We start from the raw sequence: 12,847 nt of genomic DNA, 5'->3' as shown, positions 1-12,847 counted from the left end.
CCCTCAGCCACTACGGCGGCGGAGCCGCTCCAGCCGAAGGGGGCCGCCCCAGGCGGCAGGCTGCGCCCCCAGGACCGGAGTACTGACCAGAGGCCAGGGCGATCGCATGCGAACCCGGGGGCTGGAGTTCCGCCCGAGGCCGGGCGCCGGGCCGACGCCCCCGGAGGGGGCGGGTGGGAGCTGGCGGCGGGCCAGGCCAGAGGGCCAGCCCCGGGAGGCGAAACACGCCGGGACAGAAGGCGCCGCCAGAGGCGCGGGAAACCGCGCGAGCAACAGGGCCAAGGCGATCACATGCGAGCCCGAGGGTTGGAGTTCCGACAAGGGCCGGGCGCCGGGCCGACGCCCCCGGAGGGGGCGGGCGGGTGGGAGCTGGCGGCGGGCCAACGCAAAAGGCCGGCGCCGGAGGCAAAGCGCGCCGAGACAGACAGGCGCCGCCAGGGGCGCGGGGAACTGCGCGACCAACCACGACGACGCCGCACCCCGCGACAACTCTCTCAGCCCCAACGGCGACCCCACGGCACCCAGCCGACCCTCAACCCAACGGCGACGCCCCACGGCACCCAGCCGACCCTCAACCCAACGGCGACGCCCCACGGCACCCCGCAAAGCCCTCGGCCCCAACGACGGCCGCGCCGTGGCGCAGGCCCGCCGGACCGGGCGCGCCCGGCGACGACCCGCAGTCGCTACGGCGGGCCGGGGCACCCGAACCCCACCCCAGACAACCGACCCCGCGCGCCCACATAACGGCCGAACCCCCGGAGGGCTACGCCGACATGGGCCGCTGCACCCGAATCGACTGGAGCAGTCCCACCGCCACCCACACGGCGAACATCGACGAGCCTCCGTACGAGACGAAGGGCAGCGGCAGGCCCGCCACAGGCATGATGCCGAGGGTCATGCCGATGTTCTCGAAGGCCTGGAAGGCGAACCAGGCGATGATGCCGGCGGCGACGATCGTGCCATAAAGCTCCGTCGTCTCGCGGGCGATGCGACAGGCCCGCCACAGCAGGACACCGAGGAGCAGCACGATCGCACCCGCCCCGACGAACCCGAGCTCCTCGCCGGCGACGGTGAACACGAAGTCCGTCTGCTGCTCGGGCACGAACTGCCCGGTGGTCTGCGAGCCGTGGAAGAGCCCGGAGCCGGTGAGCCCGCCGGAGCCGATCGCGATGCGCGCCTGGTTGGTGTTGTAGCCGACACCGGCGGGGTCGAGCGCCGGATTGGCGAACGCCGCGAACCGGGCGATCTGGTAGTCGTCGAGGACGCCGAGCTTCCAGACGGCGACGGCCCCGGCCGCGCCGACGCCGATGAGCCCGAGCACCCACCGGTTGGACGCCCCGGAGGAGAGCAGCACGCCGAGCACGATCATCACCATGACCATGACGGACCCGAGGTCCGGCATCAGCATGACGATCATCATGGGGACGGCGGCGAGCCCGAGGGCCTGCATGACGGTCCGGTGGTCGGGGTGCTCCCGGTCACCGGCGTCGACGCGCGCCGCCAGCAGCATCGCCATCCCGAGGATGATCGTGATCTTCACGAACTCGGAGGGCTGCAGCGAGAAGCCGCCGCCGATGATGATCCAGGCGTGCGCGCCGTTCACTGTCGCGCCGAGCGGGGTGAGGACGAGCAGCACCAGGAAGACGGAGATGCCGTAGAGGATCGGGACGGCGGTGCGCAGGGTGCGGTGGCCGAGCCAGATCGTGCCGACCATCAGAGCGAACCCGATGCCGGTGTTGAGCAGGTGCCGGAAGAGGAAGTAGTACGGGTCGCCCTGGTTGAGCTCGGTGCGGTTGCGGGTCGCCGAGTAGACGAGCGCGGCGCCGATGAGGGAGAGCGTGACCGCGGAGAGCAGTATCGGCCAGTCGAGCCGCCGGGCGAGCGAGTCGCGGGCCATGAGCCGCGACATGGTGGAGCGCTGGGGCCCGTACCCGGAGACGGAGAAGCCATTGGTGCCGGCCATCGGTGGTCAGTCCCTCCTGCCGTACGTGGAGGCGGGCAGCGCGGCGGCGAGTTCCTGCTCGGCGGGCGGCTCCTCCTTCTGCGGCGCGTACGGTTCGATCTTCGGCGCGTCGATCGAGCCGTCGGACCCGATCTTCGGCAGGGAGGTCTGCGGCGAGGGCAGCAGGGCCTTCTTCTTGTTCTGCTTGCCGTTCTCGTCGAGGCCGTAGATGGCGTCGTAGATCTTGCGGACGGCCGGTCCGGACGCGCCGGAACCGGTACCACCCTGGGAGATCGTCATGACGATCGAGTACTCCTTGGTGTACGTCGCGAACCACGAGGTGGTCTGCTTGCCGTAGACCTCGGCCGTACCCGTCTTGGCGTGCATCGGGATCTTGTCCTGGGGCCAGCCGCCGAAGCGCCAGGCCGCCGTACCGCGGGTCGCCACTCCCGCCAGTGCTTCGTCTATCTCGTCGCGGGTCTTCTTGGTCATCGGGAGCTTCCCGTTGACCTTCGGCTGGAGCTCGGTGACCTGCTTGCCGTCGGGGCTGATGACGGCCTTGCCGACCTCGGGCCGGTGCAGGGTGCCGCCGTTGGAGATCGCCGCGTAGATCGACGCCATCTGGATCGGGGTGACGAGGGTGTCGCCCTGGCCGATGGAGTAGTTGACCTCGTCACCGGCGCGCATCTGGTTGCCCTCCAGGCAGTTCTCGTAGGAGAGCCGCTGGATGTAGTCACCGCCCTTCTTGGCGGCCTTGCACCAGGCGTCCTTGTTGGCCTTCCAGAAGTCCTGCTTCCACTTGCGGTCCGGGATGCGGCCGCTGACCTCGCTGGGCAGGTCGATGCCGGTCTTCTTGCTGAGGCCGAACTGCTTGGCGGTCTTGAAGAACCAGTCGTTGGCGTTCTTCTTCGGCTTGGTGCCGCCGTCCTTCTTCCACTCGTTGTGCGCGAGTCCGTAGAAGACGGTGTCGCAGGAGACCTCGAGGGCGCGGCCGAGGTTGATCGGGCCGAAGTTCTCCGACTCGAAGTTCTTGAAGACCTGGTTGCCGATCGAGTACGAGCTGGTGCAGGGGTAGCGGCCGTTGAACGGGTAGCCCGCGTTGACCGCGGCGGTCGTCGAGACGACCTTGAAGATGGAGCCGGGTGCGGCCTGGCCCTGGGTGGCGCGGTTGAGTAGCGGGTAGTTGGACTTCTTGCCGGTGAGCTGGGCGTAGTCCTTGCCGCTGATGCCGCCGACCCAGGCGTTCGGGTCGTAGGACGGGTTGGAGGCCATGGCGACGACGCGGCCGGTCTTGGCCTCCATGACGACGACGGCGCCGGAGTCGGCCTTGTAGTTCTCGCCGGTGTTCTTGTCGAACTCGTGGCGGGCGGCCTTCATCGCCTCGTTGAGCTCGTACTCGGCGACGGACTGGACGCGGGCGTCGATGGAGGTGACGACGTTGGCGCCGGGCTGGGCGTCGTCGCTCTTGGCGCGGCCGATGACCCGGCCGAGGTTGTCGACCTCGTAACGGGTGACGCCGGCCTTGCCGCGCAGTTCCTTGTCGTACGTGCGCTCCAGGCCGGAGCGGCCGACCTGGTCGGAGCGCAGGTACGGGGACTCGGTGTCCTTGGCCTGCTCGATCTCGGCGTCGGTGACCGGGGAGAGGTAGCCGAGGACCTGTGCGGTGTTGGAGCCGCCGGGGCCCGCGTAGCGGCGGACGGCGGTGGGCTCGGCGGTGATGCCGGGGAAGTCCTCGCCGCGCTCGCGGATCTGCAGGGCCTGCTTGGGGGTGGCCTCGTCGGTGATGGGGATGGGCTGGTACGGCGAGCCGTTCCAGCAGGGCTGCGGCGTCTTGGCGTCGCACAGCCGGACCTTCTCCATGACCTCCTTGGGCTTCATCCCGAGGACGTCGGCGAGCTTGGTGAGGACGCCCTTGCCGTCGTCCTCCATCTTCATCAGGTCGGTGCGGGAGGCGGAGACCACGAGGCGGGTCTCGTTGTCGGCGAGGGGGATGCCGCGGGCGTCGAGGATCGAGCCGCGCACGGCGGGGGTGACGACCTGCTGGACGTGGTTGCCGGAGGCTTCCTTGGCGTACTCGTCCCCGTTGCGCACCTGGAGGTACCAGAGGCGGCCGCCGAGGGTGAGCAGGAGCGAGAGGACGAGGATCTGCAGCACGATGAGGCGGATCTGGACGCGGGGCGTCCGTCCGGTCTCAGGAATGTTGGTCACAGGCGCTTGACCCCCTTGATGCGTCCCGCGCGCGCCGAGCGCGCCTTGACGGCCTTCATCCGCAGTCCGCCGCGCTGGCTGCCGATGCGCAGCCCGGTGCCGGAGGAGAGCCAGCCGGCGGAGACGTCGGTGGCCTTGGAGCCGCCGCCCGCGCTGTCGGCCAGCGGATCGTTCTCGGCGCGTCTGGCGAGGGCCATGACGCCGGGCACGACGAACGGGGCGAGCAGCAGGTCGTAGAGCGCGGCCGTGAAGAGCAGGCTGCCGAGGCCGACGTGGCGGGCCGCGGTGTCTCCGACGAGGGCGCCGACGCCCGCGTACAGGAGGGTGGTGCCGACGGCGGCGGCGACCACGACGAGCATGGGGCCCGAGGCGGTCCGCAGCCGTCCGTTGTCGGGCTTGGCGAGGCCGGCGAGGTAGCCGATGACGCACAGGACGAGGGCGTAGCGGCCGGCCGCGTGGTCGGCGGGCGGGGCGATGTCGGCGAGGAGTCCGGCGCCGAAGCCGACGAGGGCGCCGCCGACGTGTCCGTAGACGAGCGCGAGCCCGAGGACGGTCAGGAGCAGCAGGTCGGGTACGGCGCCGGGCAGTTGGAGCCGGGACAGGATGCAGACCTGGACGACCAGGGCGACGACGACGAGGACGGAGGACAGGAGGATCCGGTTGACGCGCATGTTTCTCGGGTCCCCCTGCTACTGGTCGGTGTCGTCGGCCGCGTTGTCGCCGGCCGCGTCGGTGTCTGCCGGGTTGTTCCGGGCCGGGTCGCCGCCGGCTTCGTCGTTCCCCGCCTGGTTGTTCTGGGCCGGATCGTTCTGGGCCGGGTTCTCGCCGTTCGCGGGCGCCGAGGGGGTCGCGGTGACCGTGACGGTCGGCGCGGGCTTCGGCTTGGCGGGCAGGACCTGGTCGCGCGGGTCGGTGCGCGGGGCCTGGACGACGATGCCGACGATGTCGAGCTTGGTGAAGCCGACGTACGGCTGGACGTAGACGGTACGGGTCAGGTCGCCGCCGGACGGGTCCACGCGGACGACCCGGCCGACCGGGACGCCGGGCACGAAGGGCTTGTCGGCCTGCGAGCCGAAGGTGACGAGGCGGTCGCCCTTCTTGACCTTGGCCTTGCCGTTGAGCAGCTGGACGCGCAGCGGGCGGTCGCCCTGGCCGGACGCGAAGCCGAGCTCGTCGGTCTTCTCCATGCGGGTGCCGACGGTGAAGTCGGGGTCGTTGGCGAGCAGCACCGTCGCGGTGTTGGGGCCGACGGTGGTGACGCGGCCGACGAGCCCGTCCCCGTTGAGGACGGTCATGTCGCGCTTGATGCCGTCACTGGCACCCGCGTCGATGGTCACGGTCCAGGAGAAGCCCTGTGCGGACCCTATGGCGATGACCTGCGCCCCCTTGATGCCGTACTGCCCGGCTCCGGCGGTCTTCAGCATGCTGTCGAGCTGGTGGATCTTGCTGCGGTTGCGGTCGTCGCTGCCGAGCTTCGCCTTCAGCGCCGCGTTCTCCCGCTCTAGCCGGCTGATCCGGTCGTGCCGGGCTCCGGAGTCGCGTACCGCGCTTATGGCGTTGCCGATCGGATCGACCGCTCCGGAGACGCCGTTCTCCACCGGGCCGAAGACCTTCGCGGCGGCCTGGCGGGCACCCTGGGCCGGCGAATCCTCTCCACCCCGGATGTCCACCGTGATCAAAGCGAACGCGATGGCGATCAGCAGCACCAGGAGCAGCCGGCTCTCTCGTGTGTCCCTCACGTGCGGCGGCCGTGCCTTCCTCAATCAGAAATCAGAAAACGGGTCACTCAGTATGTCTGGGATATCTGGTGTGTCTGGGATGTCGCGGAAATTTTTATTGTCTTGCGATGTCTGGGTCGTGCGATGTCTTGCCTATATATCAACGATCCGCCGCACGAAGTGGCAGGCACTCGTGCGGCGGACCCACCCTTTAAGGTGTGCGCGCTTCGCTCATCGGCGCGGCTGGGCGTCCAGCACCTGCTGGAGCGCCTCGAACTCCTCCACGCACTTTCCGGAACCGAGGGCCACCGAGTCCAGCGGGTCCTCGGCGATGTGGATCGGCATGCCGGTCTCGCGGCGCAGCCGCTCGTCGAGGCCGCGCAGCAGGGCGCCGCCGCCGGTGAGGACGATGCCGCGGTCCATGACGTCGCCCGAGAGTTCGGGCGGGCACTTGTCGAGGGTGGTCTTCACCGCGTCGACGATCGCGTTGACCGGCTCCTCGATCGCCTTGCGCACCTCGGCGGCCGAGATGACGACGGTCTTGGGCAGTCCGGACACGAGGTCGCGGCCGCGGATCTCGGTGTGCTCGTCGGAGTCCAGGTCGTACGCGGAACCGATCGTGATCTTGATCTGCTCGGCGGTCCGCTCACCGAGAAGGAGCGAGTACTCCTTCTTGATGTGCTGGATGATCGCGTTGTCCAGCTCGTCGCCGGCGACCCGGATCGACTGTGCTGTGACGATTCCGCCGAGCGAGATGACCGCGACCTCCGTGGTGCCGCCGCCGATGTCCACCACCATGTTGCCCGTGGCCTCGTGGACCGGGAGGCCGGAGCCGATGGCCGCGGCCATGGGCTCCTCGATGATGTGCACCTGGCGCGCGCCGGCCTGCGAGGAGGCCTCGATGACCGCGCGGCGCTCGACGCCGGTGATGCCGGAGGGTACGCAGACCACGACGCGAGGCCGGGCGAGGTAGCGCCGCTTGTGGATCTTCAGGATGAAGTAGCGGAGCATGCGCTCGGTGATCTCGAAGTCGGCGATCACACCGTCCTTGAGCGGACGCACGGCGACGATGTTGCCCGGCGTGCGCCCGATCATCTTCTTGGCTTCGGCGCCGACCGCGAGGATGCCACCGGTGTTGGTGTTGATCGCGACCACGGACGGCTCGTTGAGTACGATCCCGCGGCCCCTGACGTACACCAGCGTGTTGGCGGTCCCGAGGTCGACAGCCATGTCACGGCCGATGAACGACATTGAGTTCCCCATCAGGATTCGTCTGGCCTTCCCAAGTGGAGCGTTTGATTGCTTGTCAGGTAGGCGAGGTTGGACGCGGTGCGCGCGTGGAGGCTCCATCGTAGTCTCGCCTGCACACGCGCGGCGCGAGGGTCTTCGCCATTGTCAGCAGATGAATCCCCGCCCCGCTATTGGGGACGTGCCGACGGGGGGTCGCGTTCCCCCGATCGGGGCGCATATGCCAAAGAGCGGCCTGATTTCTCGGGCCGCTCATGGATCGGACGGGTCAGACGAGACCCGGGAAGAAGATCTTCAGCTCGCGCTCGGCGGACTCCTCCGAGTCCGAGGCGTGGATCAGGTTCTCCCGGACGATGACGCCGAAGTCGCCGCGGATCGAGCCCGGGGCGGCCGCGATCGGGTCCGTCGGGCCGGCCAGCTGGCGCACGCCCTCGATGACGCGCTCGCCCTCGACGACCAGTGCGACGACGGGGCCGGAGGACATGAACGCGACCAGCGGCTCGTAGAACGGCTTGCCCTGGTGCTCGCCGTAGTGCTGCTCCAGCGTCTCCTGGCTCAGGGAGCGCAGCTCCAGGGCGCTGATCGTCCACTCGGCCTTGCGCTCGATGCGGCCGATGATCTCCCCGATCAGGCCACGGCGGACCGCGTCGGGCTTGAGCAGGACGAGCGTGCGCTGGGTCATTCGGCTGGACTCCTTGTACGGCCTTGGGTGTGCGGTGCGGCTGAGTTTACGGGGGCCATGGGGCGCCCTGGGCCCGGCCCCTCGTCGCGGGTCCACCGGTTCATCGCCGGGTGCGGGCCGGTGGGGGCTGATCGCGCAGTTCCCCGCGCCCCTGAAATGCATGCCCTTCGGGCGCATTTCCCCGATCAGGTGCGGGGCGCCTGTGATCTGGGGAAGGCGCGGCGAAGCCGCAGCCTTCCCAGGGGCGCGGGGAACTGCGCGACCAGCCCCCACCCAGCGGCACCTGGCGATGAACCGGTGGACCTACGGCGCGAGGCCGGTCAAACCGCGCCGGACGACTGCTCACCCGCAACAAAACGCCGCTTCGCCTCGTCGATCCGGCGCCCGAAGTGGACCGAGGCCCACCACAGTCCCGCGAAGCACAGCCCCAGGAAGAACATGAGCGGCACGAAGAACCCGCTCAGCACCAGCAGGATCTGCAGCGCCCAGCCCAGCTGGACACCCCCGGGCCGCGTCACCATCCCGCACAGCAGAACGCTGAGCAGCATCGCGACCCCGCACACCGTCCACACGAGCCCGGACGACAGATCGGGGTCCTTCATCGCCACGAGCCCGGCGAACCCGATGATGAAGAACTCCCCGATCAGGGTCGAGGCACACAACGTACGCACAGCGGATCAGCCCTTCCCCAGCAGCAGCCTGGCCTCGCCGACCGTGATCACGGACCCGGTGACGAGCACGCCCCCGCCCGCGAACTCGCCCTCCTCCTCGGCGAGCGTGATCGCGGCCTCCAGCGCGTCGTCGAGCCGCGGCTCGACGACCACCCGGTCGTCCCCGAACACCTCGACGGCGATCGCGGCGAGCTCGTCCGCGTCCATCGCGCGGTGGCTCGAGTTCTGCGTGACGACGATCTCCGCGAAGATCGGCTCGAAGGCCTCCAGCAGCCCTCGTACGTTCTTGTCGCCGCTCGCGCCGACGACGCCGATCAGCCGGCTGAAGTCGAAGACCTCGCCGATCGCCTCGGCGGTGACCCGCGCCCCCGCCGGGTTGTGCGCGGCGTCCAGGACCACGGTCGGCGAGCGGCGCACCACCTCCAGGCGGCCCGGCGAGGTGACCGACGCGAACGCGGTGCGGATCGTGTCGATGTCCAGCGGGCGCGTGTGCTGCGAGCCGATGCCGAAGAACGCCTCGACCGCGGCGAGCGCCACCGCCGCGTTGTGCGCCTGGTGGGCGCCGTGCAGCGGGAGGAAGACCTCCTCGTACTCGCCGCCGAGCCCGCGCAGCGTCACGAGCTGGCCGCCGACCGCGACCTGCCGCGCGACGACGCCGAACTCCAGGCCCTCACGGGCCACGGTCGCGTCCGTCTCGACGGCCTTCTTGAGGATGACCTGCGCCGCGTCCACCGGCTGCTGCGCCATGATCACGGTGGCGCCCTGCTTGATGATCCCGGACTTCTCGCCCGCGATCTCGCCGGGCGTGGAGCCGAGCCGGTCGGTGTGGTCGAGGTCGATCGGCGTGATCACGGCGACGGAGCTGTCGATCACGTTCGTCGCGTCCCAGCTGCCGCCCATGCCGACCTCGACGACCGCGACGTCCACGGGGGCGTCGGCGAAGGCCGCGTAGGCCATGCCGGTCAGGACCTCGAAGAACGACAGCCGGTACTCCTGCTGGGCGTCGACCAGCTCGACGTACGGCTTGACGTCCTCGAACGTCTCGATGAAGCGCTCGTGGCTGATCGGCGCGCCGTCCAGGCTGATCCGCTCGGTGACGGACTGCACGTGCGGCGACGTGTACCGGCCGGTGCGCAGCTCGAAGGCGCCGAGCAGGGCCTCGATCATGCGGGCCGTCGACGTCTTCCCGTTCGTCCCCGTGATGTGGATCGACGGGTACGCGCGCTGCGGCTCGCCCAGGACGTCCATCAGCGCGGCGATGCGGCTGACGGAGGGCTCCAGCTTCGTCTCGCCCCAGCGCGTGGCCAGATCGGCCTCCACCGCGCGCAGGGCCTTCTCCACCTCGGGGTCCTCGGGGCGGGCCGGGATCCCGTCGCCCTGCGGGGGGCCGCCCTGGGTGCGCAGGGTGCGGCTGCCCGCCTCGATCACCGCGAGGTCTGGATCGCGGGTCGTCTCCGCGCCGACGATGTCGTCGAAGGCGTCGGTCCCGTCGGCGGGCTCGTGGTCGTCGCTGCTGTCGTGCGGGGGGAGGTCACTCACACCCGCCAGTCTACGGAGCCCCGCCGACACCGCCGCCCCCGTCCCCCCGGGGCACGCGTCCATCCGCCGTAAACCGCCCCGCCCGCTCGGCGCGGTTCGTCTCCCCTCCCGGAGCCCGGGGGTCCAATCTGACCATGTGGTACGCACATCAACCCGGCCGTCGCACACGGCAGATCCTCGGTGACGGCGCCGTCCTGCTGTGGAGCGGCGGCTGGGCCTCGGCCGCCGTCGCCGCGCACCGGCTGATCTCCGAGCCGGACCGCCCCGCCCCGCACGCGGGCGCCCGGCTGCCGCTGCTCGGCCCGCGCGTGAACGGCACCCTGCACGACGTCGCGCTGGCCGGCGACCGGCTCGCCGACGCCACGCCCGCGGGCCCCGCACCGGCCCAGGCGCTCGCGCTGCTCGCCGCCGTCGCCCTGTTCGTGGTGCCCGCGGGGCTGCTGCTCGCCCTGTGGCTGCCGCGCCGGCTGCGCTGGGTGCGGCAGGCCGCCGCCGCCCGCGACCTCGCCGCCACCGAGGACGGCCGCGAACTCCTCGCCCTGCGCACCCTCCTGCGCCCCCTCGACGACGTGGGCCGCACCGCGGGCGCCCTGCCCGACTCCACCCCCGGCAGCCTCGCCGAAGGCTGGCGCGAGGGCGACCCGGCCACCCTGGACGCCCTCGCCGAGGCCGAACTGGTCCGCCTGGGCCTGCGCACGGTATGACGGCGACCGGCCGCGCCCTGCCGCTGCTGCTCGTCGCGACACCGGCCGACGCCCCGCCGCATGTCCTGACAACCCTGCGGGACCCGCGCTTCACGTACCGCATGGTGCACACCGGGCAGGACGCGCTGCGCGACCTGTACCGGTACCGGCCCGACCTGCTGCTGCTCAGCCTGCGGCTGCGTGACCCGGGGCCGTGGGACGTGCTGCAGCGGGTCCGCGAGATGACCGAGGACCTGCGGGTCATGGCGCTCGACCGCACCTACCGCGAACGGACCGCGCTGCGCGCCCTGGAGGCCGGCGCCGACGACCTGCTCTGGCTCGACGTGCCGCTCCCCTTCGCCAAGGCCCTGATCCTGGCCAGGCTGCGGCGCGCCATGCCCGCCGATCCCGCCGCTCAGCTCCTCGACGACGGCGTCCTGCGACTCGACCTGCTGACCCGCGAGGCCTCCCTCTCCGGCACCTTCGTCCCGCTGACCGCCCTGGAGTTCGACCTGCTGTTCGCGCTCGCCTTCAACGCCGGCCAGGTGCTCACCCCCGAACAGCTCCTCGCCCGCGCCTGGCGGTCCCGGCCCGGCGGCGACCCCACCAAGGTCAAGCACGCCGTGCTGCGCCTGCGCCGCAGCATCACCCACGCCACCGGCCAGGACGCGCCCGTGGAGACCGTCCGCGGCGTCGGCTACCGGTACGTTCCGCCCCGGCCCGCGCGGTCGTAGGGCCCGGGCCCAAAGCCCCGTTCCGTCCCGCCTCGCGCTCTGCAACCCGCGCGCGACCCGAGCGCACCGCCGCCGCCACCTCGCCGCCCCACAGTCGTCTCCCATGTCCCTCGTAGCCCTCATCCCCGCACACGACGAACAGGACCGGATCGTCGCCACCCTGGCCGGGCTGTACCGGCAGGCGTCGCGCCCCGACCGCATCGTGGTCGTCGCCGACAACTGCACGGACGAGACGGCCCGGATCGCCGCACACTGCGGGGCCGAGGTCTTCGTGCCCACCGACAACCACGACAAGAAGGCCGGCGCCCTCAACCAGGCGCTCGGCCCGCTGCTCGACGAGCTGGACGACGACGCGTACGTCCTCGTGCAGGACGCCGACACCGTCCTCAACCCCGACTTCGTCGCCTGCGCCGTCGACGCGATGGCCGACCCGGAGGTCGGCGCCGTCGGCGGCATCTTCTACGGGGAGCCCGGCGGCGGACTGCTCGGCCTGCTCCAGCGCATGGAGTACCAGCGCTACGCCGTGGAGATCCGCCGCAAGAAGAACGAGGCCGTCGTCCTCACCGGCACCGGCACCCTGTTCCGCGCGTCCGTGCTGCGCGAGGTCCGCGCCGCCCGGCTCGCGGGCACCGTCGGCGGCGGCGACGGCTACTACTCGCTGGCCTCGCTCACCGAGGACGACGAGATCACCAAGGCCGTCAAGACGCTCGGCCACCGCACCGTCTCCCCCGACGGCTGCTGGCTGGTCACCGAGGTCATGCCCTCGCTCGGCAAGCTGTGGCACCAGCGGCTGCGCTGGCAGCGCGGCGCCCTGGAGAACCTGCGCGACTACGGCTGGACCCCGGTCACCGCCCCCTACTTCCGCCAGCAGATGCTGCTCGGCGCCGGAGCTCTCGCCCTCGGCCTGTTCGCGACCTTCGCCGTGCTCAGCCTCACCCTCGTCGGCTGGCACGGCTTCTCCGTGTTCTGGACGGCGATCACGCTGCTCTTCGTCGTCGAACGCACCCTGACCGTCCGCCGCCTCGGCTGGCGGGCCTCCCTGCTCGCCGCGCCCCTGGTCCCGGAGCTGCTCTACGACGCGTTCCGCCAGGCCGTGTTCCTGCGCTCCCTGCTCGACCTGGCCCTGCGCCGCGAGGCCCGCTGGGTCGCCACCTGACCCACGACACCGTCAACACCCGCTCTACAGACAGGAGTTCACCCATGTACGGAAAGCCCACGGACGCCGCGATACTCGGCGGTGGCGGCACCGGCACCCTCGCCGCCACCGGCTCGTCCCCGCTCGCGATCCTCGCCCTGGTCGTCGGCTGCCTCACCCTGATCGCCGCGGGCCTCGCCGTGCGCAGCCTCGTCCCGGTGGTGCGCGGCAAGGACAAGGGCCCCGGACCGCGCTGACCGCCGCCCGCCCCACGGAGAAGGCCCCCG

Annotated in this window: 12 protein-coding genes; 4 read left to right on the top strand and 8 right to left on the bottom strand. The window is 71.1% G+C overall.

Annotation, left to right across the window (positions count from 1 at the left end):
- Positions 1-763 precede the first annotated feature (763 nt).
- From rodA to folC, 8 genes are all read right to left on the bottom strand, one after another.
- On the bottom strand, positions 764-1,963 hold the full coding sequence (gene rodA / locus IAG42_RS23650) for a rod shape-determining protein RodA (protein WP_188338959.1): 1,200 nt from the start codon (positions 1,961-1,963) through the stop codon (positions 764-766).
- A gap of 6 nt (positions 1,964-1,969) precedes the next feature.
- Complete coding sequence (gene mrdA / locus IAG42_RS23645; RefSeq protein WP_188338958.1) at positions 1,970-4,150, bottom strand: penicillin-binding protein 2; 2,181 nt, start codon at positions 4,148-4,150, stop codon at positions 1,970-1,972.
- Positions 4,147-4,821, bottom strand: coding sequence for a rod shape-determining protein MreD (gene mreD / locus IAG42_RS23640; RefSeq protein ID WP_188338957.1), 675 nt, complete (start codon positions 4,819-4,821; stop codon positions 4,147-4,149). The genes mrdA and mreD overlap by 4 nt, the downstream gene beginning before the upstream one ends.
- An 18-nt stretch (positions 4,822-4,839) precedes the next feature.
- Positions 4,840-5,889: a rod shape-determining protein MreC gene (mreC, locus tag IAG42_RS23635; RefSeq protein ID WP_223206139.1), complete on the bottom strand. Its 1,050-nt coding sequence runs from the start codon at positions 5,887-5,889 to the stop codon at positions 4,840-4,842.
- Positions 5,890-6,099: 210 nt separating this feature from the next.
- Positions 6,100-7,119, bottom strand: a complete 1,020-nt coding sequence (locus tag IAG42_RS23630) for a rod shape-determining protein (RefSeq protein WP_059131610.1) — start codon at positions 7,117-7,119, stop codon at positions 6,100-6,102.
- Between the two features lie 265 nt (positions 7,120-7,384).
- On the bottom strand, positions 7,385-7,798 hold the full coding sequence (gene ndk, locus IAG42_RS23625) for a nucleoside-diphosphate kinase (protein ID WP_188338956.1): 414 nt from the start codon (positions 7,796-7,798) through the stop codon (positions 7,385-7,387).
- Between the two features lie 320 nt (positions 7,799-8,118).
- Positions 8,119-8,469, bottom strand: coding sequence for a DUF4233 domain-containing protein (locus tag IAG42_RS23620; RefSeq protein ID WP_188338955.1), 351 nt, complete (start codon positions 8,467-8,469; stop codon positions 8,119-8,121).
- Positions 8,470-8,475: 6 nt separating this feature from the next.
- Positions 8,476-10,008, bottom strand: coding sequence for a bifunctional tetrahydrofolate synthase/dihydrofolate synthase (gene folC / locus IAG42_RS23615; RefSeq protein WP_188338954.1), 1,533 nt, complete (start codon positions 10,006-10,008; stop codon positions 8,476-8,478).
- A 134-nt stretch (positions 10,009-10,142) separates the two neighbouring features.
- Between folC and IAG42_RS23610 the strand changes: the two genes are divergently transcribed.
- The 4 genes from IAG42_RS23610 (at position 10,143) to IAG42_RS23595 (ending at position 12,817) form a co-directional block, all read left to right on the top strand.
- Entirely contained in the window at positions 10,143-10,712 is a 570-nt protein-coding gene (locus IAG42_RS23610; protein ID WP_188338953.1) for a hypothetical protein, read from the top strand.
- The gene (locus IAG42_RS23605) at positions 10,709-11,425 is read left to right on the top strand and encodes a winged helix-turn-helix transcriptional regulator (protein WP_188338952.1); all 717 of its coding nucleotides are present in this window, start codon (positions 10,709-10,711) and stop codon (positions 11,423-11,425) included. Before IAG42_RS23610 ends, IAG42_RS23605 begins: the two co-directional genes overlap by 4 nt.
- Positions 11,426-11,528: 103 nt before the next feature.
- The gene (locus tag IAG42_RS23600) at positions 11,529-12,581 is read left to right on the top strand and encodes a glycosyltransferase family 2 protein (RefSeq protein WP_188338951.1); all 1,053 of its coding nucleotides are present in this window, start codon (positions 11,529-11,531) and stop codon (positions 12,579-12,581) included.
- Between the two features lie 44 nt (positions 12,582-12,625).
- Positions 12,626-12,817: a hypothetical protein gene (locus tag IAG42_RS23595; RefSeq protein WP_188338950.1), complete on the top strand. Its 192-nt coding sequence runs from the start codon at positions 12,626-12,628 to the stop codon at positions 12,815-12,817.
- Positions 12,818-12,847 lie beyond the last annotated feature (30 nt).

This window comes from Streptomyces xanthii (assembly GCF_014621695.1).
Lineage (GTDB): Bacteria > Actinomycetota > Actinomycetes > Streptomycetales > Streptomycetaceae > Streptomyces > Streptomyces xanthii.
This window is presented reverse-complemented; position numbering and strand designations above follow the sequence as displayed.

Excerpts from the sequence above, each read along its gene's own strand:
- IAG42_RS23605 (WP_188338952.1), top strand. The coding sequence starts at position 10,709 with ATGACGGCGACCGGCCGCGCCCTGCCGCTGCTGCTCGTCGCGACACCG.
- mreD (WP_188338957.1), bottom strand. The coding sequence starts at position 4,821 with ATGCGCGTCAACCGGATCCTCCTGTCCTCCGTCCTCGTCGTCGTCGCC.
- IAG42_RS23595 (WP_188338950.1), top strand. The coding sequence starts at position 12,626 with ATGTACGGAAAGCCCACGGACGCCGCGATACTCGGCGGTGGCGGCACC.
- rodA (WP_188338959.1), bottom strand. The coding sequence starts at position 1,963 with ATGGCCGGCACCAATGGCTTCTCCGTCTCCGGGTACGGGCCCCAGCGC.
- IAG42_RS23610 (WP_188338953.1), top strand. The coding sequence starts at position 10,143 with ATGTGGTACGCACATCAACCCGGCCGTCGCACACGGCAGATCCTCGGT.
- IAG42_RS23600 (WP_188338951.1), top strand. The coding sequence starts at position 11,529 with ATGTCCCTCGTAGCCCTCATCCCCGCACACGACGAACAGGACCGGATC.
- IAG42_RS23630 (WP_059131610.1), bottom strand. The coding sequence starts at position 7,119 with ATGTCGTTCATCGGCCGTGACATGGCTGTCGACCTCGGGACCGCCAAC.
- ndk (WP_188338956.1), bottom strand. The coding sequence starts at position 7,798 with ATGACCCAGCGCACGCTCGTCCTGCTCAAGCCCGACGCGGTCCGCCGT.